General features: G+C 64.8%; 17 protein-coding genes. 7 read left to right on the top strand and 10 right to left on the bottom strand.

Annotation, left to right across the window (positions count from 1 at the left end; translation table 11 throughout):
• Positions 1–92: 92 nt before the first annotated feature.
• The 6 genes from larB to AU194_RS20180 all read left to right on the top strand — a co-directional run bounded on the left by larB (position 93) and on the right by AU194_RS20180 (position 5485).
• Positions 93–779, top strand: a complete 687-nt coding sequence (gene larB, locus AU194_RS20155) for a nickel pincer cofactor biosynthesis protein LarB (RefSeq protein ID WP_059091107.1) — start codon at positions 93–95, stop codon at positions 777–779.
• Positions 776–1957, top strand: a complete 1182-nt coding sequence (gene larC / locus AU194_RS20160) for a nickel pincer cofactor biosynthesis protein LarC (protein WP_059091029.1) — start codon at positions 776–778, stop codon at positions 1955–1957. Before larB ends, larC begins: the two co-directional genes overlap by 4 nt.
• A gap of 54 nt (positions 1958–2011) precedes the next feature.
• Positions 2012–3001, top strand: a complete 990-nt coding sequence (locus AU194_RS20165; RefSeq protein WP_059091030.1) for an aldo/keto reductase — start codon at positions 2012–2014, stop codon at positions 2999–3001.
• Positions 3002–3067: 66 nt separating this feature from the next.
• On the top strand, positions 3068–3874 hold the full coding sequence (locus AU194_RS20170; RefSeq protein ID WP_059091031.1) for an MBL fold metallo-hydrolase: 807 nt from the start codon (positions 3068–3070) through the stop codon (positions 3872–3874).
• 355 nt (positions 3875–4229) lie between these two features.
• Positions 4230–4646, top strand: coding sequence for a TetR-like C-terminal domain-containing protein (locus AU194_RS20175; RefSeq protein WP_082698737.1), 417 nt, complete (start codon positions 4230–4232; stop codon positions 4644–4646).
• A gap of 347 nt (positions 4647–4993) precedes the next feature.
• Positions 4994–5485 carry an SRPBCC family protein gene (locus AU194_RS20180; protein WP_059091033.1) on the top strand — a complete coding sequence of 164 codons (492 nt, stop codon included), beginning with the start codon at positions 4994–4996 and terminating at the stop codon, positions 5483–5485.
• Between the two features lie 297 nt (positions 5486–5782).
• Here the strand turns inward: AU194_RS20180 and AU194_RS20185 are convergent, their stop codons facing one another.
• Genes AU194_RS20185 through car form a run of 3 tightly spaced genes read right to left on the bottom strand, consistent with a single transcriptional unit; the run spans position 5783 to position 11195 of the window.
• Positions 5783–6787 (bottom strand): aldo/keto reductase, encoded by a 1005-nt coding sequence (locus tag AU194_RS20185; RefSeq protein WP_059091034.1) that lies wholly within the window; start codon positions 6785–6787, stop codon positions 5783–5785.
• Positions 6784–7662 (bottom strand): MBL fold metallo-hydrolase, encoded by an 879-nt coding sequence (locus AU194_RS20190; protein WP_059091035.1) that lies wholly within the window; start codon positions 7660–7662, stop codon positions 6784–6786. The genes AU194_RS20185 and AU194_RS20190 overlap by 4 nt, the downstream gene beginning before the upstream one ends.
• A complete protein-coding gene (car, locus tag AU194_RS20195; protein WP_059091036.1) occupies positions 7659–11195 on the bottom strand; it encodes a carboxylic acid reductase in 3537 nt (1178 codons plus the stop codon). Before car ends, AU194_RS20190 begins: the two co-directional genes overlap by 4 nt.
• A gap of 99 nt (positions 11196–11294) precedes the next feature.
• Between car and AU194_RS20200 the strand changes: the two genes are divergently transcribed.
• Positions 11295–11867 (top strand): TetR/AcrR family transcriptional regulator, encoded by a 573-nt coding sequence (locus tag AU194_RS20200; protein WP_059091037.1) that lies wholly within the window; start codon positions 11295–11297, stop codon positions 11865–11867.
• Between the two features lie 62 nt (positions 11868–11929).
• On the opposite strand, the gene AU194_RS20205 is transcribed toward AU194_RS20200, so the two are convergent.
• Genes AU194_RS20205 through AU194_RS20235 form a run of 7 tightly spaced genes read right to left on the bottom strand, consistent with a single transcriptional unit; the run spans position 11930 to position 18648 of the window.
• Positions 11930–12748 carry an SDR family oxidoreductase gene (locus AU194_RS20205; protein ID WP_157576299.1) on the bottom strand — a complete coding sequence of 273 codons (819 nt, stop codon included), beginning with the start codon at positions 12746–12748 and terminating at the stop codon, positions 11930–11932.
• Positions 12748–13584, bottom strand: a complete 837-nt coding sequence (locus tag AU194_RS20210; protein ID WP_059091039.1) for an SDR family NAD(P)-dependent oxidoreductase — start codon at positions 13582–13584, stop codon at positions 12748–12750. Before AU194_RS20210 ends, AU194_RS20205 begins: the two co-directional genes overlap by 1 nt.
• Positions 13581–14189: a hypothetical protein gene (locus AU194_RS20215; RefSeq protein ID WP_059091040.1), complete on the bottom strand. Its 609-nt coding sequence runs from the start codon at positions 14187–14189 to the stop codon at positions 13581–13583. Before AU194_RS20215 ends, AU194_RS20210 begins: the two co-directional genes overlap by 4 nt.
• A gap of 26 nt (positions 14190–14215) precedes the next feature.
• Positions 14216–15547 carry a hypothetical protein gene (locus AU194_RS20220; protein WP_231743499.1) on the bottom strand — a complete coding sequence of 444 codons (1332 nt, stop codon included), beginning with the start codon at positions 15545–15547 and terminating at the stop codon, positions 14216–14218.
• Positions 15540–16676, bottom strand: coding sequence for a sulfotransferase (locus AU194_RS20225; protein ID WP_231743506.1), 1137 nt, complete (start codon positions 16674–16676; stop codon positions 15540–15542). The genes AU194_RS20220 and AU194_RS20225 overlap by 8 nt, the downstream gene beginning before the upstream one ends.
• Positions 16676–17560 carry a TIGR03619 family F420-dependent LLM class oxidoreductase gene (locus AU194_RS20230; protein ID WP_059091042.1) on the bottom strand — a complete coding sequence of 295 codons (885 nt, stop codon included), beginning with the start codon at positions 17558–17560 and terminating at the stop codon, positions 16676–16678. Before AU194_RS20230 ends, AU194_RS20225 begins: the two co-directional genes overlap by 1 nt.
• Positions 17560–18648 (bottom strand): dihydrodipicolinate reductase, encoded by a 1089-nt coding sequence (locus tag AU194_RS20235; RefSeq protein WP_059091043.1) that lies wholly within the window; start codon positions 18646–18648, stop codon positions 17560–17562. The genes AU194_RS20230 and AU194_RS20235 overlap by 1 nt, the downstream gene beginning before the upstream one ends.
• Between the last annotated feature and the right edge of the window lie 198 nt (positions 18649–18846).

Here is an 18846-nt window from a genome sequence, read left to right on the forward strand (position 1 = left end):
TTCAACTTCGCCTAGCCGGTCCTGCGACGGAATCGGAGACCCGCTTGATAGAGACTGTATCGGTCCGTAATCTAGTGCACAAGATGAACGCCATGGACGAACCCGCGAAGAACACCGTTTCCCCGGCAGCCGACACTTTGATCTACGACCGCGATCGGCTGGCCCGAATCGGCCTCCCGGAAGCAGTGTTCTGCTTGAACAAGAGCACTGCCGACGTGGCACGTATTGTCGAGAGCCTCCTCGCTGATGGAGTCGGCCCCGTGCTGTTCACCCGCATGTCGGAGCAACAACGGCAATTGGTCTGCGAGAACACCCACGCGATCGTCGACTATGACGCCTTATCGCAGACGGCATTTCTCAACGGGACGCTGGGGAAGCGGAACGCACGAGTAGGCATCGTCGCCGCAGGCACGTCAGACCGATCAGTGGCGGCAGAGGCGCAGCGCACACTGCAGTTCCTCGGTATCGAATCAAGTCTTCACCTCGACGTGGGCGTGGCTGGGCTGTGGCGGCTACTCGAACGCGTCGACGACTTGCGCCGTGAGCAGGCGTTGATCGTGGTCGCAGGCATGGACGCTGCACTGGCTTCGGTAGTCGGAGGACTCGTGGCGTGCCCCGTCATCGCCGTACCGACATCGACCGGCTACGGCGCCGCGCGCGGCGGCGAAACCGCACTTAACGCGATGCTGGCAAGCTGCGCCCAGGGCGTCGTAGTGACCAACATCGACAACGGATTCGGTGCGGCGTGCGGCGCCGCGCGGATCGTCGGCCATTCATGAGCTGCACGCTCTACATCGACTGCGTCGGCGGGATCGCCGGCGATATGTTGCTGTCGGCGCTGATCGATGCGGGAGCGTCACTGGCCGATATTCTCGCGAAGCTACCCGTCACCGGTGTCGGTCTCGACATACGTGCAGTCGAGCGTCACGGCATCGGCGCAACAGCGTTGACCGTGAACGCTCCCCACGAACACGCCCATCGGCGGATTCAGGATATTCGCGCGATCATCGACTCCAGTTCGATGCCCGCCGGCGCGAAGGCACGAGCCCACCGGGCCTTCGAGGTGCTTGCGGTGGCCGAGGGCCACGTGCACCGCATTTCACCCGACGACGTGACGTTTCATGAGGTCGGGGCGCTCGATGCCATCGTCGACATCTGCGGTGTCGCACTGGCGTTGGACCAGCTGGCGGTCGGTGAGATCGTCTGCTCACCGCTTCCCATGGGCCGCGGAACCACCCGCAGCGCACACGGCGTACTTCCCCTGCCGGCGCCGGCCACCTTGGAAATCCTCCGCGGCAGTCCCGTGTACGCGATTGACGTGGAGGGCGAAACGGTAACGCCGACGGGGGCCGCCTTGGTGAAATCCCTGAGTGATCGGTTCGGCTCGATGCCATCGATGACGCTGTCGGTCATCGGTATCGGATCGGGCACCGCTGATTGGGGGGCAGTGCCGAATGTGGCGCGCGCGGTCCTCGGTACACCAGATCCAGCGCAGCCGGATCCTGGTAGGGCGGCATTAGTCCTGGAGACCAATCTCGACGACATGCTGCCCGAATGGGTGCCCAACGTGCTACAGGCGTGTCTGGATGCCGGTGCGCACGACGCCTGGACGACGCCAGCGGGCATGAAGAACGGCCGACCCGGAATCATGCTCTCCGCCCTGGTTTCCACATCGCACGAACGCGCGGTCGCCCGTGCGCTGCTGCGGCACACTACCACTCTCGGGGTTCGGGTCCGGCGGGTCGAGCACCGATGGGCCCTGGAACGGCGTTTCGAATCAGTCAGCATCGACGGTCATCAGATCAGCGTCAAGTTCGGCACGCTCGACGGCGAAGTCGTCAACGTGAAGCCGGAACACCGGGACTGCGTCGCTACGGCTGAGGCGACGGGACGCAGCGTCAAGTCGGTGTGGATCGAGGCACTCGCAGCAGCACATCGGGGAGACACCAACCGGTGAGCCTGCGGCAGGACACCATTCCAACGATTCATCCCAACCTACGGAGTAACCAAGATGGCCAACGCTGAACCAATTCGACTGGGAACAAGCGGACTGCAGATATCACCAATCGTTCTGGGGTGCATGAGTTTCGGTGATCCCAGTCGCGGTCGGCATTCCTGGGTGCTCGACGAGGACACGGCGCGACCACTGCTGATCGCGGCCATGGAGGCCGGCATCACAACTCTGGACACCGCGAACGAATATTCGAGCGGATCGAGTGAAGAGGTCATCGGCAACTTCGTCGCCGACGTCGGATCCCGTGAACAATTCATAATCGCTACGAAGCTCTTCGCACCAATGCGCCCCGGCCCCAACGGATACGGACTCTCACGCCGTGCGGTTATGGAACAAGTGGATGCATCGCTGCGTCGCCTGCGCTGCGACTGGATCGACCTGTATCAGATCCACCGCTTCGATCCCACGTCACCGATCGAGGAGACGATGGAGGCACTGCACGACGTGGTGAAAGCCGGAAAGGTGCGCTACATCGGCGCCTCATCGATGTGGACATGGCAGTTCGCCCGCATGCAGCACACCGCAGAGCTTCACGGCTGGACGCGCTTCGTTTCCATGCAGGACCAGTACAACCTCGTGCAACGCGAGGAAGAACGCGAGATGCACCCCTACTGTCTGGCTTCCGGAGTCGGAGTGCTGCCGTGGTCACCATTGGCTCGCGGTCGGTTGACCCGCGACTGGGATGATGCGTCGACGGCACGTGCGAGCAAGGACGAGTTCGGCAGGTTCTTGTACCGTCAAGCCGAGGAATCCGATCGCGCCATCGCCGCTGCCGTCGCAAGGATCGCTGAGCAGCGCGGTGTTTCGCGCGCACAAATCGCGCTCGCCTGGGTGCGCCAACAGGCCGCGGTGAGCGCACCCATCGTCGGGGTCACAAAACCCCACCATCTCGACGACGCCGTCGCCTCGCTGCAGATTCGCCTCTCTCAAGAGGAACTGACAATGCTGACCGAGCCCTACACTCCTCGACGGCCCGAGGGCTTCTAGTCAGGCCCGCAACGCGCACCAGCTTCGGACAGTGGCCTGTTACCAACTCATTTCAGGAAGGTTCGAATGGCGATCAGCCGAATCGATTACGTGTCGGACGCCGAGCACCGCATCCAACCCAGCGACTTTCTTGAAGCACCGTCGTCGGCGGCGTCGGACTGGCAAACAAGCTCCCCATGGTTCGACGACGCGGGATGGGTGCTCCCCCTCGGAGGCTTCCTGATCCGCACAGAAGGACGGACAATCCTCATCGACGCCGGGATCGGACCCAATATCGACATCCTCGACCACAGCGGCCAACTGCTGACCTCGCTCGGCCAACTCGGAACCGCCGCCGACGAGGTCACCGACATCATCCTGACGCACTTGCACGTCGACCACGTCGGGTGGATCGCGCCGGCCGGTGAGCCGGTTTTCAGTCACGCCCGCCATTACTGTCACCGCGCCGACTTCGACCGCCTGGGCAGCGACACAGGCAGCAGTCCGGCGATGACGGGGGTGCACGACGCCGTGAAGGCGGTGTCCGACCTTCTGAATGTGGCCGATGGCGACCAGACCGAGATCACCTCGTCGATATCGTTGCGGCTCTTCCCTGGACACACGCCAGGCAACTGCATCGTCGACGTCGACACCGCTGAGGGACCGGTTCTGCTTCTGGGCGATACAGCGCATCACCCCGTGCTGCTCGTCGAGGACGGGTGGACCGACCGGCTCGATGAAAATCCTGCCGAAGCGGCGCGGGCGCGCGTCCGGGTCGCCGAGGAGATGGAGCGCACCAACGCCGTGGGGCTGGGCGCACATTTCCCGGGAGTTCGCGGAGGACGCATCACACGTGATGCGTCTGGCAAACGACAGTGGCGCCCCACGGCGTGAAGCAGGGCGCCCGCGCCTCGCCAATGCAATCCGTGCCAGTCGACCCACGCTCGCGCGTTCGGTTGACACGCTGCGCAAGCGGCTTGCCTGCACCGGCACCACACGGTGTTGAACACTGATCCTGGGACTCGTGCTCACGAGGCACCGCGGCGGCTCAGGAGATCGACATGAGTGAGGCAACACAAAAGGGGCGTGGTCGTCCGCGCGACCCGCAATTGGAGACGCGCATGTACATAGCGGTTGCCGCGTGTACGCCCGGACGGGATGGGGCCGGTACGAGCATCGAATGGGTTGCGCGCGAGGCGAAAGTGGGGAAATCATCAAACTATCGGCGGTGGCCTGACGCCGGCGCCTTATTGGTCGACGCACTCGCCGCGCAGATCCAGTTGCCAGTCGAGATCGACACGGTTCTGTCCGAACTGACCTCGTCATACTGGCCCGCGCGCTGTCCGCCTTGTTCGTCAGTGATAAGGGCGAATCGATCGTGCGGTTGTCGGCGGAAGTGGCGTCGATTCCGACGCTATGGCCGCGATGGCGCGCTTTCGCCGATGCACTTCTCGCGGAGAAGGGACCGGTCGTGCGCCGCGGCATCGACCGCGAGTTGCGAGCCGCTACCGATGTCGGCGTGTTACTCGACATGGTCTTCGGAGGCCTGCTGCTGCACTATCTCGCCTCGGCCGACCGGCGGGCACCCGCGGTACACAGCGACGAGGACTACCCGCAGATGCGCGTCGCCGCTGCGATCCGCACCGCAGCAACAGATCTCACCTGATAACTCTTTGCGGTACGCTGGGTGTCCGTATAACGTGGGTCACATCCCATGGGATGTGGCGTGCAATGCGCATCACTGCCCGACACTCAACGGCGGCTCTCGGCATTGACGCTGATCGAAGCATTCGCAAAATCCGAATCAACAGACGGCTTAAAGGTGCCGACCGAGCGCTTCCGCGATGGCGTTCGCACCGCGGGCATCGACGACGACGGCGAGATCCCGCATCTGTCAGCCACATTGATCCGCAAGTACGTCGACGATCTCGATCTCCTCGGTCTGCTCGAGGGCAGATCGTGGCGGTTCGAGCACTGCCGTGTATTCACGATCCCGTCTGAAAGGATGCTGTTGTGGCACGCTGGTATCCGTTGGAACCGGTCGATGTCGACTTCTTCGCATCGGCACCGCTCGTGTTCTCGTATCGAAGACGATTCGCCGCGACACCTGAACAGGTGTGGAAATCGCTCACGTCGAACGAATCGGTTGCCGCATGGGGTACGTCAATCAAGGCCATCACATGGACCTCACCCTCTCCGTTCGGTAATGGGACTACCCGCCAGGCGGCAGGCCTGGGCGGAGCCGCCCTGCGGGAGCGCTACTTCCGCTGGGAGGAGGGGCACCGCCACTCATTCTATGCGTACGAAGCGAACATGCCGTTCTTCAAACGCTTCGCCGAGGACTATGTAGTCGAACCCTACGACGCTGCAACGATGTTCACGTGGACAGCGGCTGTGGAGCCCACAGCGCCGTTTGCGCTGCCCCTCAAAATGCTCTCCCCGCTTCTGAAGAAGCTGTTCGAACGCATCCCGAACGAGGGTCAGCGGTACTTCGGCGATGCGTGATACAGACCGATGCGAGTACCACCGCGCGTACCGTTGTGTCGATGCTTCTGCCCTGTCCGCGTCCCTACCGTCGGCGAGATCGAGGCTCGCTAGGACTCGTCGGGGTGCTTTGGCCGCATCTACGCGTCTGGAGGCGATCCCCTCACCCTGACATCGAAGCAGCCGTAGCACGTCTCACGCATATCGGCGGCTACCAGTGGACACTCGCCGATCGAGAGCGAGCTGACGATCACGACACCGTCCTCGGAAGTCGACCCGTCGGCCTCGTTCCCTGTGCCGAAATTGAGCGCAGCCAAATTATTTGCCTGCCGCGCTCTGGGGGAACATCCCGCTCCGCACCAGCGAGTTCGCGCTTTCGAGAGTCGAGATTTCTTCGTCAGACAGTTCGAGGTCCGTCGCGGCGACGGCGTCGTCGATGTGGTGTTCCTTCGTCGCACCGACGATGGGCGAGGCCACGATCGACTTGCTCGAGAGCCAGGCCAAAGCAACGCGTGACATCGGCTCGCCTCGTCCGTCGGCGACCTCTTGCAGAGTCTGGACCACCTGCCGATAGGCGGCTTCGTCGCGGTCGTACAGCATCGTCGCCATCGGGTCGTTGCTCGCACGCTCACCGGAACCCGACGCCTGCCACGGCCGCGCGAGCCGGCCGCGTGCCAGCGGGCTCCATGGCAGTATTCCCAGACCGGTAGCCGCACAGAGCGGCGCGATCTCGCTTTCGAGATCGCGGACCATCAAGTTGTACTGCTGTTGCAGTGAAACGAATTTCGTCCATCCGTTGCGCTCGGCCGCCCGCTGCATCAACGCCAGCTGCCAGGCCATAAGGTTCGACGCACCGATGTAGCGAGCCTTACCCGCCCGCACGACGTCGTGCAATGCCTCCATGGTCTCCTCGATCGGCACGGTCGCATCGAAACCGTGCAGTTGATAGAGGTCGACGTAGTCGGTGCCGAGGCGGCGCAGGGACGCGTCGATCTCATGAAGGATCGCGACACGGCTGAGACCGCCGCCGTTGCGTCCCTGGCGCATACGCCCGAAGACCTTGGTGGCGATCTGAAACTCCTCGCGCGGAGCCAACTCCGCGGTCAGAGTACCGAGAATCTCCTCGCTACTGCCGTCGGAGTAGGCGTTCGCTGTGTCGAACGTCGTAATGCCGGCCTCGTACGCGCGCCGGATGAACGGTCGCGCGTCGTCGACACCCAGCGTCCAACTCGGGTAGCCGCGCTGCGGATCCCCGTAGGTCATCATGCCCAGAGTGACGGCGCTCAGTTCCAATCCGCTGGCCCCGAGTCGTACGGTCTTCATTCCTGTGTCCCTTCCTGCTCTTCTGAAAGAGCTGTGTTCTCAACCGGCATCCACCGGCGCTCACCATTTGAGTCGACGACGATGCGTCCCCCGCGACCGCCAGGGAAGTGCGCGCCGATGCCGACTGCGTCTCGGCGAACGATTTCCTCGGCGATCCGAGCCCGCGCGCGGGCGGCTTCGTCGCGGTCCTCGTCGAGGTTGTCGAACCAGTCCTCTTCGACGAGCAGCACCGGATGGTGCGCGGTGTCGCCGAGTAAGAGGACCGGGCCCTGCCCGGTGCTCACGTCGACAATGCAGTTCCCCGGTGTGTGACCGGCGAACAGGCGCAACGCAATCGAGGACGTGAGCTCCGTGCGGTCGCCGTCGGCGAGGACCAGGAGGTCCGACACCGTACGCACGGCGGTCTCGACCCCGGCCATAACCGGGTTGGTGTCGCCGACAGCAGACAGCCAATCGAAATCGGCTCGGTGGCAGTGGTGTCGGGCCTTGGTGAACACGGGGGTACCGGCCGGTGCGACCCAGCCGACGTGGTCGCCGTGCAGGTGCGTAAGCACCACGTCGGTCACGTCCTCGAGAGCGACATCGAGTTCAGCGAGAGACGTCAGGAGACGACCGCTGTGCTCGTGTCGAACCGGTACCCCGACCTGATCGCCGATATCGTCGGGAACGTACGGTCCGAGGCCGGCATCGACGAGAATCGTCCGGCCCTCCTCGCGCAGGAGGAAGCCACCCATCGGTAGCACCCATCCCGCCTCGTCGAACCACGGTGGCGACGTGGCCCAGCCATCAGGCGCGGATGGCGGCGGCTGGAGAAGCACGTCGGGTACCGTGCCGATTCTGGCGTCATCCACGTAATCGATCCGGTCGACGGTCATCGCACGTCTCCTTGGTTGACGAGGCCAAGCACTTTCAAACCAGCGGGATAGGCCATGATGACCTCCTTCGTGATGTGGGGAATCTCGCCGTCGCGACCGATCTTCTGGTCGCGGACCGCCGCCTCGAAGCGCTGCGCCGAGAGCGTGCCGCCGTCGTGCGGGATGTCGGGCCGGCGCCAGAACTCGATCATCGGAAGGATCGAGGCCCGCCGTTGCTTCTCCGGAAGCGTGCGCAGGGCCGCTTCGACGGACTCGACCCACACTCCGTAATCGACCACGCGGTCGATCGGGTATCCGGCGTCGACGAGCCAGTCGACGAACTGATCGAGACCGACGCCATCGTCGTGGACGTTGACGACATGGTAGGTGGCGAAGTCGTGCGTTTGCTCACCCAGTGTCGCAATGGCTTCCGCGGTGAAGTCCACAGGGAGGCCGTCGAAGTGTGCACGCTGACGGCTGCCGTCGCCGGCCGGTTCGTAGAACGTCTCCGGGGCGGTGCCGGTCGCCAGCACGGTGAGCATCAGGCGGGTGATCCGGTCCGGCAGGTTCAGCTGCCCCACGTACTTAGTGCCCGGCAGGATCATCGACGGCCGGAACACCGCCACCGGTAGCTTGCAGATCTCGTGTGCCTCGCGGAGCAGTACCTCACCACCCCACTTGCTGGTGGCGTACCCACTGGCGTATCCGTCGTCGAGCCGCCTTGTCGCGCTGATGATACGGATGTCGGCGTCCTCGGTGAACACGGCCGGGTCCACCTGGTCGGCGACACCTCGCGTCGATACATAGGCGTAAGGCTTGCGCCTGGTCGTCACAGCTAGGCGGATCAGTTCGGCGGTACCGGCCGTATTGGGGCCGAACAACTCGGCGTATTGCAGTGCATGATTGACCAACGCAGCGGGGTCGACGATGAGGTCGACGGTGTCAGCGAGGCGCCGCCACGTATGCTCGTCAAGTCCGAGATTCACCTCAGCCTTGTCGCCGGCGAGGACTAAAAGGTGACCTTCGGCGAGTTCTCGGTAACGGTCGACGAGCCGTGCATCGCCTCCGTCGAAGACCGCGTCAAGACGTCGCCGTGCCGCCGCATCGTCCTCGCCCCGCACCAGACAGATCAGCGTGCCGTCGACACGCGACAGGCGCTCGAGCCATTCCAGAGCGACATATCTGCCCGTGAATCCTGTTGCCCCCGTTAGCAGCACCGTATGAGCCTCACCATTCGCCAGAGGCAGATCGCGAGCGTTTCGCAACGTAGCCTCGTCGATGAACTTGTCCAGTGTCAGGTCGTGAGCGTGCGCGACAGTCGCGCCGCGGCCGTGAACCGCTTCGAACGTGACCTGCCCTGCGGTCGCACCGCGGTGTTCCTCGATGTAGTCCGCGATTGCACGGAGGTCGTTGACGGGACCGATGATGAAGCCGACCGGGACGTCAACGTCGATTGTCTCGCGCAACACGTTGGCGAACGTCACCGCTGACAGCGAGTCCCCACCGATATCAGTGAAGTTCGAATCGGGTCTTACGACAACGTCTGTGGAACCGGTAAGCGCGGACGCGGCGGCAAGCACCGTCTCGAGCACGGATCGGCCACCTGCAGCGCGCCGCATGTCCCGCAGCGCGGTTTGCTCGCCGTCCGCGAGGTCGGCGTACAACTGCTCCAGTCGCTGGCCGTACCGTTCCTCCAGCTTGCGGCGTGCGGGTTTTCCGATGGCCGTCAGCAGCCCGTTCTCCACGGTGAACGGGACGGTCTCCACGATGAACGCCCGAGGCAGCTCGAACGGTTGCAGCCCGGCGTTCCTGGCGACCTCGCGCAGCGAATCACCGATCAGCGACGTCAACTCGTCGCCTTGGGAGTCCGACAGTGCAGCCTCGGTGGGGACGACGACGGCCAGCAGGTACGCGTAGGCACTGTTGCCGTATACGTAGATCTGCTCCACCAGTGGGCTGTTGCGGAACTCGGCCTCCAACCGGGACACGGCGACGAATTCGCCCTGGGCCAACTTCAGCACATCGTTGCGACGCCCGAGATACTGCAACTCATCTGGCCCCGTCTCCTCGAAGACGTCACCGGTTCGGTAGTAGCCGTCCGCATCGAAGACCTCCGCGGTCACGTCGGGCCGGTGGTAATAGCCCGCGAACAACAACTCGCTCTTCACGACGACCTCACCGCGGGGATGCGGTCGATCGCTGGAGAGGTAGCCGAGTTCGGGCACGTCGACGAGCTTGTAGTCGGTGACGGGCGGACGACGGACACGGCCGTCGACGATCCAGCCGTGGCATTCCGTGGACCCGTAACCGACCATCAGCGGCATGTCCAGGAACGCCTCCACCCAGTTGCGCGTCTGCGCGGACATCGGCGCCGAACCCGTCGTCGCCGCAACGTAGCGGCCGCCGAGGACGCTGCGTCGCTGCTCGGCCATGACCTCCGCCTCTGCCGCGGCCGCGTCGCCCCCGGCCTGGACGCGGCGGTCGACTTCGCGGCGCACCTCCTGACGAAGCACGTCCCACACCCGTGGCACGAGACCCAGTTGAGTCGGGCGAACCAACGCCAGATCCTCGAGCAGTGTCGACTGGTCTTCGGAAGATCCGAAGTAGGCCGTCCCGCCGGCGCCGAGTGCTCCGTAGAGGGCGTAGCGACCGCCGTTGTGGCTCATCGGCACGGAGTGCAGGATGATTGTCGGCAGGGCTGGGCCGACGTTGAAGTTGTCGGACATCGTCGTCTCCAGCCACTGGTTGGCCACGACGTGCTCGGTGTGCATCGCCCCCTTAGGGGTGCCAGTGCTCCCCGAGGTGTAAATCAACAGGCGCAATGGATCCGGGTCGTCGAACATCGCCCACCCGACGGGCAACCGGTGGTTGGCCCATTGGATCACCTCATCAAGGGTCGCCACTCGGGTGCGGCTCCCCGTCCCGGCCAGCCGAGCGCGGGCCGCGTCGAGGGCGTCACGATGGTCGTCGATGTCCGGGTGATAATCGAACACCACTACGCGGTCCGGACCACCTTCGGCGCTGACAACGTCGATCATCGTCGCCAGGTGATCGACACTCGCCGCGAAGACCGACGGACGCGTCTCGGCGATCACGGCTCGCAGGTCAGACACCGACGCAACGGTCTGCAACGGCACCGAGACCGCGCCGAGCTTGAGCAGCGCGAGGTCCACGGTGGCGTAATCGACGCTGGGAAAGCCGAGCGTGCAGACGCGATCGCCCGGCTGGACGGGTTCGCCGGCGAGTCCGGTCGCTACTGCGCTCGCGCGGTCCCAGAGCTTGTGGTACGTCACCGTCTCGAACCTCGGCAGCCGTTCGAGGACGGAGCGCCCGGTGACGGAGTCCGTCCTCCGCCGCAGAGCGCGATATCCCAGCGCCGGGCGATCGGCGTACGCAGCCATGACGACATCGACGATGCCGGACAACGGCGTCGCCGGCCGATGGATCGCCTCGGTGACTGCGACGTCGGGACGCGCGGCGGCGAACTGCTCGTCGTTCCGGAGGAGATCTGCGACCCGCCGATCGAAGCGCCCTCGTCGAGCATCCGTCCACATGACGTTTCTCCCGTCCTGAGTTGAAGCGGGGCGATCGCCCCGGTTAAACTCGACTATACGGGGCGCCTGCCCCGTTTCGTCAACGGCAGGATGTGTGAGATGGCTCAACCGGGACGATCCCTGCGCGCCGACGCCGCGCGCAACCGCGCCCGCGTCCTCGAAGTGGCCTACGAGGTGTTCGCCACCGAGGGACTGTCGGTGGCTCTCGACGAGATCGCCCGACGGGCCGGCGTCGGACCGGGCACGGTGCACCGCCACTTCCCCGCCAAGGACGATCTCGTCCGCGCCGTCGTCGAGGAACGTCTGCAGCGCCTCATCGCCGAAGGACGTGCCCTGCACGACGACGGAGATCCCGGCACGGCGCTCTTCGACTTCATGCGGTCCATGGTGCTGACGCGGGGGGCGGCGGACCGCGGCCTCTCGTTTGCGCTGGCAGGCATGGGCACAAGCGTCAGAGGCGTGGTGCCGGAGGCCGAGACGGACTTCCTCGACATGGTCGACGATCTGCTGACCGCCGCACAACGCGCCGGCACCGTTCGGCCGGACATCGGAGCCCGAGATGTCAAGACACTGCTTGTCGGATGTCAGGCCATGCACGCGTCCGACGTTGCGGCGGCACCCCGCCTCCTGGACGTGATGTTCGCCGGGATGCGCGCACCGACTCGCGACTGACTACCCCCCAAGCGCTGCAAACGAGGCGGCATTGACCCGTCGCGGCCGCCGTGTCGGCACGGTCACGTCCAGTCGCCCTTGCCCAGGCCCCTCTCCATGAACCGACCCATGGCCGAAACCGCGACTCGGCGCGGTAGAAGTCGGGTGTTGATGAGCGTGAACACGCGGTTCGGCCAGCCCGGCATCACCATCTGCTTACGTCCGATCGCGCGCAGTGTCTCCGACGCAGCGTCTTCGGGATCGGCGATCTGCCAGCGCGGGTAGTCGTCGAGAGCGGCACCCTGGGTATCCATCAGACCCGCGGACATCACCAGGACGTCCACGCCCGCGCGCCGCACCTCATACGACAGCACCTCGCCCAGCACGATCTGGTACGCCTTATTCGCCGCGTAGGCACCTGTATACGGCGCGGGCACAAGTCCGGCACCCGATGCGACCAGCAATACCGCGCCGCGACCGCGGTCGACCATCGGGTTCACGAACAAGTGCACCAGCTGCAGGTACGCCCGTGCGTTGATGTCGATCATCGCGTTGTGCACGTCCAGGGGCATGTCCAGGATCTTGGGCGTGTCCTTCGGCGTGTACATATGATTGCAGACCAGCACGTCGACGTCGACGTCGGCCACCTCGGCGGTGATACGCGGGTAGACGGACAGATCGGCCAGGTCCGCGGCGATCGAGCGGACCTCGACACCGTGCCGAGACGTCAAATCCGCGGCCCTTTCCGCCAACTCCTCCCCGAGGATGTCGACGAGAATGAGATTGATTCCCCTGCTGGCGATCTCGCGGGCAAACGCGAAACCCAGACCACACTCACCGGCACTACCGGTGACCAACGCCCACGACCCTGCGTATCGGTCGAGCGGATGTGACCGACTCATCACATCTCCAACAGCGCTCGGCCGTCCAGCGTGCGGATCGGACGCCCAAGCTCTTCCAGCAGCGGCAGCGACTTGCAGACCCGTCCGTTGGGCCCGTCTCGATCACCGGTGACCAAGGCAAACGCCGCCTCGGCCATCGCCTCGACGGGTTCGAGAATGCCCTCGCCTCCGATGGCCTCTTCGCTCATGGTGGCCTTGACGCCTTCTGTGAGAACCGCTTTCAAAGGCGCGAGAGCATTCGACACGATGGAGTCGGCGTAATACTCGGACGCGAGCCCCTCGCTGAGCCGGTTCAGCGCTGCTTTGGAGCCGCCGTACGCGGTGCCCTGCATGTGGTACACCGGATCCGGAGGCGGCGTCGTGGGAATATCGCCCGAGAACGACGTGATGTTCAGAATCCAACCGCCGCCCCGCTCCTTCATCGCCGGAATGACGCGCTGGCACAAGTCGAACGGCGCGAAATAGTTGATAGTCGTGATCAGTCGCAGCCGTTTCTCGGAGATCTGAGTGATCGGCGCAAAGATCGACGTCGCCGCGTTGTTCACCAGTATGTCGACCGGCCCCAGGTCAGCAACCACACGCTCGAACATCTCCGCACGGGACTCCGACGACGTGAGATCCACCTGGAACGGCACCGCCCGTCCCCCGGCGGCCTCGATGTCGGCGACGGTCCCGCGCAGCGTCCCCGGAATGACGCCCTGCGCCGGCTCGTCGAGGCTGCGCGCCGCCACGGCGACCATCGCACCCTCGCAAGCCAAGCGCGTGGCTATGGCCGCGCCGATCCCCCGGCTGGCGCCGGTGACGAGGGCGACCCGCCCGTCGAGCGGCCCCGTCATGCCAGCGGCTTCTGCGTGACGAAGCGTCCCTCGGCCACCGGCGGCGGCCACAACGTCGAGGGCAGGTCGGCGTAGCGGAAGTGCTTGGGCATCTCCATGCTCGGAATACTGATCCGGTCCATGAACGGCTTCGGCGCCTTCCCCGACTTGACGATCTCCATGAAGGTGTGCGCGGTAGATCCCAAGTCGAACCAGTCACGCTGCCAACCGATTCGGAGCTCGCCGTCGGTATCTCGCACGACTCCGAGCCAGCTCCCCCCGATCCCGCGGATCTCGTACTCGTTGCCGTCCTCGTCGGGCAATCCGGACAACTGCTTCCAGAACCCGACGACCATCCCGTTCTCCTCGTCCATAACGGTGGCCATGTAGTCGTAGTGCCACCCGTCGAGGCCCGCCATCTCGGTGCCCAGCGCGAACTCGCGGATCTCCTCGCGGCCCATGGCCATGAAGTGCTCGTCTGGCGTGAACATCCAGCCGTACGTGGCGTCCAGTGCGTAGCAGTCGGCCAGTGGACCCCAGTCCTTGGTGCGCTCGGCCACCCGGTTCACCTCGAGCCAATTGGCCCAGAACTCCTTGAGTTCAGCGCGCGTGACGTTGTCGCTCACACGGTTTCCTTCCATCGGTGTGACGTTCAGTACTGGCGGTAGCGCCGTTGTACGTGGTCTTGGCGAACCCGGATTTGCTCGCGTCGTTGCTGCGGGGAAACGCGCGCTGAAGCCGCCACGTGGTCGCCGACGTCGGTCACCCGAACCACGCGCGCGGAAACCGTCGGGAGCCGTTCGGCCGGCTCGGGATATGTCCACCGCATGGCCATGAATCCGCGTCGGAGCCGCGTCGTGTCAACCCAATTGGCCACGCCGGGATCACGATGTGCGATCACGTAGCGGTAGTGACCGTCGTCGTCAGGGACCGCCTGAGTCCCGTTGAGACTACTCACGTGGTTGGCGAAGTCGTGCGACTCACCCCACACATTGGACAGGTGGAACCCCATGTACGCGGGAGGCTCGAACACCTCAACATCGATAACCAGCGCCTCATCCTCTGCGAGGTCGTAGATGCCGCCCGCGTAGACGTTGGTGCTCTGGCCGCCGCCGGTGGCCAGCGAGGCCCCCGCGGGGGCGTTGAAACCGTTGCGCGGCATAGAACCGTCACCGGCGCCGTGGGCTTGCAGTACGACGTCGTAGAACTTGTTCCAGAAGCGTATCTGGTTGTCGACGATCTCACCGATGCGGTGCATCGCCGTGACGGCGGCGGCCGGATTGAGGGCCGGCGGATGCTCACCGACCTTGTCCAAGCGGTGAATCGACAACTCGGGCGACTCCTCGCGTTCCCAGTCGTGGAACAGGAACCGGACCGCGACGTATTCGGCGTAATAGGTGTTCCCGCTGCGCCTCGAAACTCGTCTCGTGGCAATGAAGTTGCCGGTGTAGTCGGCAGGACGCTCCGGTGCGAGCAAGATCGCGACGGTCCCGTCCTCGGCGACGTCGAGGTCGCTGGAGTCGAGCGTGCCGGTGTTGCCACGCACGCCGGGCTGCAACTCGGCGAGGTCGCCGCTGTCACCGGCGTAGCCGGTGTGCGCCTCGATGATCACGTACTGCGGTGCGATCGGCCCCGACACGGCCCGCGCGCCCCGGCGCCAGTGCGTCGTGTCGGCCACGCCGCCGGCGATGACATGCGTGTACCGCCCGTTGATCGGCGTCGACAGGTACATCGCGTCCGAGTTGTCGATCGTGGCCTTGTCGAGCAGGTGAATGCTGCGCCGGAAGTACGGGAACTCGGGATTGCCGTGGAACGCCCGCTCGATAGCGGAGTGCACGAACCCGAGCAGATAGCGATAGCCCTCGGCGGTCTCGCGCGGATCGAGATTCGGCGGGGCGTGTAGCTCGCGGGATTCCAGTGCCTCCCGCGCCCTGCCGAGCTGATCGAGCATCGCGTCCCACGCGGCGCGTAGTTCGTCAGGCACGATCGGTCTCCCATTCGAAGCGGTCGAACAGCGGTGCCAGATGGGTGCGGATTCCATCTCCCTCGAGCCCGAACTCCTCGAGGCTGTAGCTGTGTCCGGATCGGTACTCGCGACCCGTCTCGGCCGCCAACGCCGTGTCCAGTTCCGGGACCATGGTGACGCCGATCTCGGCGTACGCGCGCCGAACGGTGCCCGCGGGGTCCGTGACGAGGTCTCGGTAGTCGATGACGGCACTGGGCACCTCCGGATGTGCTTCGAGGACGTCCAGCGGGTGCATGTAGTAGTGGTACGACGATTCCACGAACGACTGGAACGACCTGTGCATATCCTCCTCCGATCGTTTGCGCGCCGACCAGGCGAACTGCATGAGCTTGAGGAAGCTCGGGATCGTCTCGTGCGGGTTGCGCACCGGCACGACGAAGCGGGCGTCGGGGAACACTTCGATGAGGCTCTCGACCCGGCCGCAGTGGATCGGCGCCTTCGACAGGTGCATGTCGGCTCCGTTGAGCACCAGCTGTCGGCGCACGCACTCCCGGTAGAACCGCATGACGCGTCGCCGTTTTCGGGCCGGCCACCGGTCGTCGACGTAATAGAAGTCCAAGTCGTCGACGTAGGGGTACTGCACGACCCAGAACCCGGACGCGGCCGACATCGTGAGGAGGAACTCGTCCTCCTCGGCTGCGAACAGGCCCGATTCGTGCACGCTGTTGCTCCTGCTGAACAGCCGCTCGTCGAGGGCGTCGATGCGCCGACGCAGCCGCCCCCCGAACCGCTCGTCCCACCTCAGCACGGTCCGCAGCACCTTCTTCTCGATGAGCGAGGGGAAGAACATCTCCCACAGCAGCACGTACGAGGCCCGCGGGTCGTTGGCCATCATGCGGTGCAGATACGTGGTGCCGCTGCGGGCATGGCCCACGACGAAGATCGGACTGCGAATCTCCTTGCGCCGTGACGCTGGAAACACCAACGGGTCGAGCGCGAACGTCACGGTGTGCAGCACGGCGAACAAGGGAACCACCACGCACAGCGTCCGATACGAGTGGCGGCGACGCGCCGGTTCCTGCTCACGACGGACCAGTCGGATCATGGTCCACCACGTCCGAAAATCGAAGTAGAAGACGTTGTCCATCACGGGTTCACCTTGCTGATCACCTCATCGGCGAAACGCTCAAGCCGCGCGATCTTGCCCTCGATCGGCTGCGTGTCCTCGCCCTCGATGTACGGATTGCGGAAGCCGATCACCACATCTGTCACGCCCCTGTCCTCGAGTCGCCGGCAACCGTCGACCGAGCGCGCGTCCGGGGTGACCGCGTGAATCTCGAAAGGCTGGTCCGCCCTTCCCCGTTCAGCGCGTATCGCGTGCAACTTGCCGATCATCGCGTCGAGAAGGTCGTTGGGACCGCCGGCGTGCATCCATCCGTCACCCTTGGTCACCGCCCTTCGCAGGGCCGACTCCGAGTGCCCGCCGATCAGCAATGGAACCGGCTGCGTGGGAACGGGACAGAGCTTGAACGACGGAACGTCGTAGAAGCGACCGTGATACTCGAAGAACTCGCCGGACTCCAACCCACGGAACACGTCGATGGCCTCGTCCATCCGGGCGCCCTTGTGGGCCGGATCCACACCGGCCATCAGATAGTCGTCCGGGAACGGACTCGTGCCGATCCCGATGCCGAGCCCCAACCGGTTACCGGTCAGCTTCGCGACCGAGAACGCCTGCTTCGCGGCCCACACCGGCGCACGCAGCGGGAACTTCACCACGAATGTGTTGAACCGGATGCGCTCGGTGATCGCCCCCAGATGTGCTGCCAGAACGAAAGGTTCGATGAACTCCTTCCCCTCCAGGAAGCTGCGGTCGCCATCGGCGGTGTAGGGATACACGGCATCCGAATGCTCGGGATAACCGATTGAATCGGGAATCGTGAAGCCCTCGTAGCCCGCCGCCTCCGCGGCCACGGCTAAGCGCGGCAGGTACTCCGAGCGCGTCATGGTGTCGCTGAAGGTGAACCTCATCAGTCCGCCATCTCGAAACTCCCCGCGAGCGCCCGCAGCGGAAGGTCGGCACCGGTGATGCATCCGGGACGAGCCTCGACGACGGCCCGAATCGAGTTCAGCGCAGGCAGTCCCGTGACGGTCATCCCCACGGATGCGAGCGCTTCCGGCGACGAGAAGTCGGTGCCGGGCCGCGGCAGGATGAGGTGCTTGCTGTAGATCGCCGGATCGGCGTCGATCTTGGTGATGTAGCAGCCTCGGATCTTGATCTCGGGATCAGTCTTCGGACTCATGGCGAGTTCGATCACCGACTCGATCCGCGGTGCTCCGTTGACCTTCCCGATGTACTTCAGTCGGCAAGCGCCCAACGACCCCTTCGGCAGGAACCACCAGCCCAAGTCGATGCTCTCCGTGCACGCACCCAGCTCGTAAACGAACTCGGGCGGCCCGTCGAGTTCGACGCCGAAGCAGTCGGCCAGCAGGTACACACCGTAGGCGTAGACGCGAGTGCCGATCTCCAGCATCCCCGGTAGTTCCGGGTCGTCCAGCGGGCGCGCGAATCCGCAGTTCTCCCAGCATCCTACGGAGTAATGGCATGACGCGTCCGTCGACTCGGTGACGCTGACGTACTTGATCTCGGCGGTGTCACAGCTGTGGATGACACTGAGAATATGGCACAAGCCGGGGTTCATCCCGGTGCCGTAGAAGGTCGATCCGCCCCGCTGGCAGGCGTCTTCGAGCACCTCGCGCTCCGAACGTCCCGACGGGTGCGAATTGTTCTGTTCGCGGTGGTGCCCGGTGATCCAGTCCGCCGTGGTCACGATGGTGAGTCCCGCGCTCAGCACTCGCTCGTAGAGGTCGAGATCGGGGAACACGCCGTGGAACGTGACGACATCCGGTGCGGCCGCGATGATCTCGTCGATCGTTTCGGTCGCCGTCACCCCGACAGGCGGCAAGCCCGCGATCTCGCCCGCATCCCTGGCGATCTTCTCCGGGCTGTAGTAGTGCAATCCGATGAGTTCGAGATCAGCATGGTCTCGAATGCGTCCGATCATCTCGGATCCGACATTGCCGGTGGCTACCGGAAACACCCGAATCGGCTCCCTCATCGCTATTCCTTGTCGTCCACGTGTGTCTCGCGTCATCGCTCAGCGAGCCGATACCTGCCACTTGGGGACCATCCGCGCGCTGGTCGACCTAGCCGCATCTGATATCCGCGACGACGACAGCCGCACCCTCCTGCGCTCTTCTCCGTGCGGTCGCCGCGCCGATGCCGCTACCCGCACCGGTGACGTGGCCACCTCGTC

The organism is Mycobacterium sp. GA-2829 (genome assembly GCF_001499965.1).
Taxonomy (GTDB): domain Bacteria; phylum Actinomycetota; class Actinomycetes; order Mycobacteriales; family Mycobacteriaceae; genus Mycobacterium.

What these genes read in the sequence shown, in the direction of transcription:
- AU194_RS20190 (WP_059091035.1), bottom strand. Translation starts at nt 7,662, where the DNA reads ATGACCGTCGACCGGATCGATTACGTGGATGACGCCAGAATCGGCACG.
- AU194_RS20230 (WP_059091042.1), bottom strand. Translation starts at nt 17,560, where the DNA reads ATGAGGTTCACCTTCAGCGACACCATGACGCGCTCGGAGTACCTGCCG.
- AU194_RS20185 (WP_059091034.1), bottom strand. Translation starts at nt 6,787, where the DNA reads ATGAAGACCGTACGACTCGGGGCCAGCGGATTGGAACTGAGCGCCGTC.
- AU194_RS20205 (WP_157576299.1), bottom strand. Translation starts at nt 12,748, where the DNA reads ATGAGTCGGTCACATCCGCTCGACCGATACGCAGGGTCGTGGGCGTTG.
- larB (WP_059091107.1), top strand. Translation starts at nt 93, where the DNA reads ATGGACGAACCCGCGAAGAACACCGTTTCCCCGGCAGCCGACACTTTG.
- AU194_RS20170 (WP_059091031.1), top strand. Translation starts at nt 3,068, where the DNA reads ATGGCGATCAGCCGAATCGATTACGTGTCGGACGCCGAGCACCGCATC.
- AU194_RS20235 (WP_059091043.1), bottom strand. Translation starts at nt 18,648, where the DNA reads ATGAGGGAGCCGATTCGGGTGTTTCCGGTAGCCACCGGCAATGTCGGA.
- AU194_RS20225 (WP_231743506.1), bottom strand. Translation starts at nt 16,676, where the DNA reads ATGGACAACGTCTTCTACTTCGATTTTCGGACGTGGTGGACCATGATC.
- car (WP_059091036.1), bottom strand. Translation starts at nt 11,195, where the DNA reads ATGTGGACGGATGCTCGACGAGGGCGCTTCGATCGGCGGGTCGCAGAT.
- AU194_RS20200 (WP_059091037.1), top strand. Translation starts at nt 11,295, where the DNA reads ATGGCTCAACCGGGACGATCCCTGCGCGCCGACGCCGCGCGCAACCGC.
- AU194_RS20165 (WP_059091030.1), top strand. Translation starts at nt 2,012, where the DNA reads ATGGCCAACGCTGAACCAATTCGACTGGGAACAAGCGGACTGCAGATA.
- larC (WP_059091029.1), top strand. Translation starts at nt 776, where the DNA reads ATGAGCTGCACGCTCTACATCGACTGCGTCGGCGGGATCGCCGGCGAT.
- AU194_RS20210 (WP_059091039.1), bottom strand. Translation starts at nt 13,584, where the DNA reads ATGACGGGGCCGCTCGACGGGCGGGTCGCCCTCGTCACCGGCGCCAGC.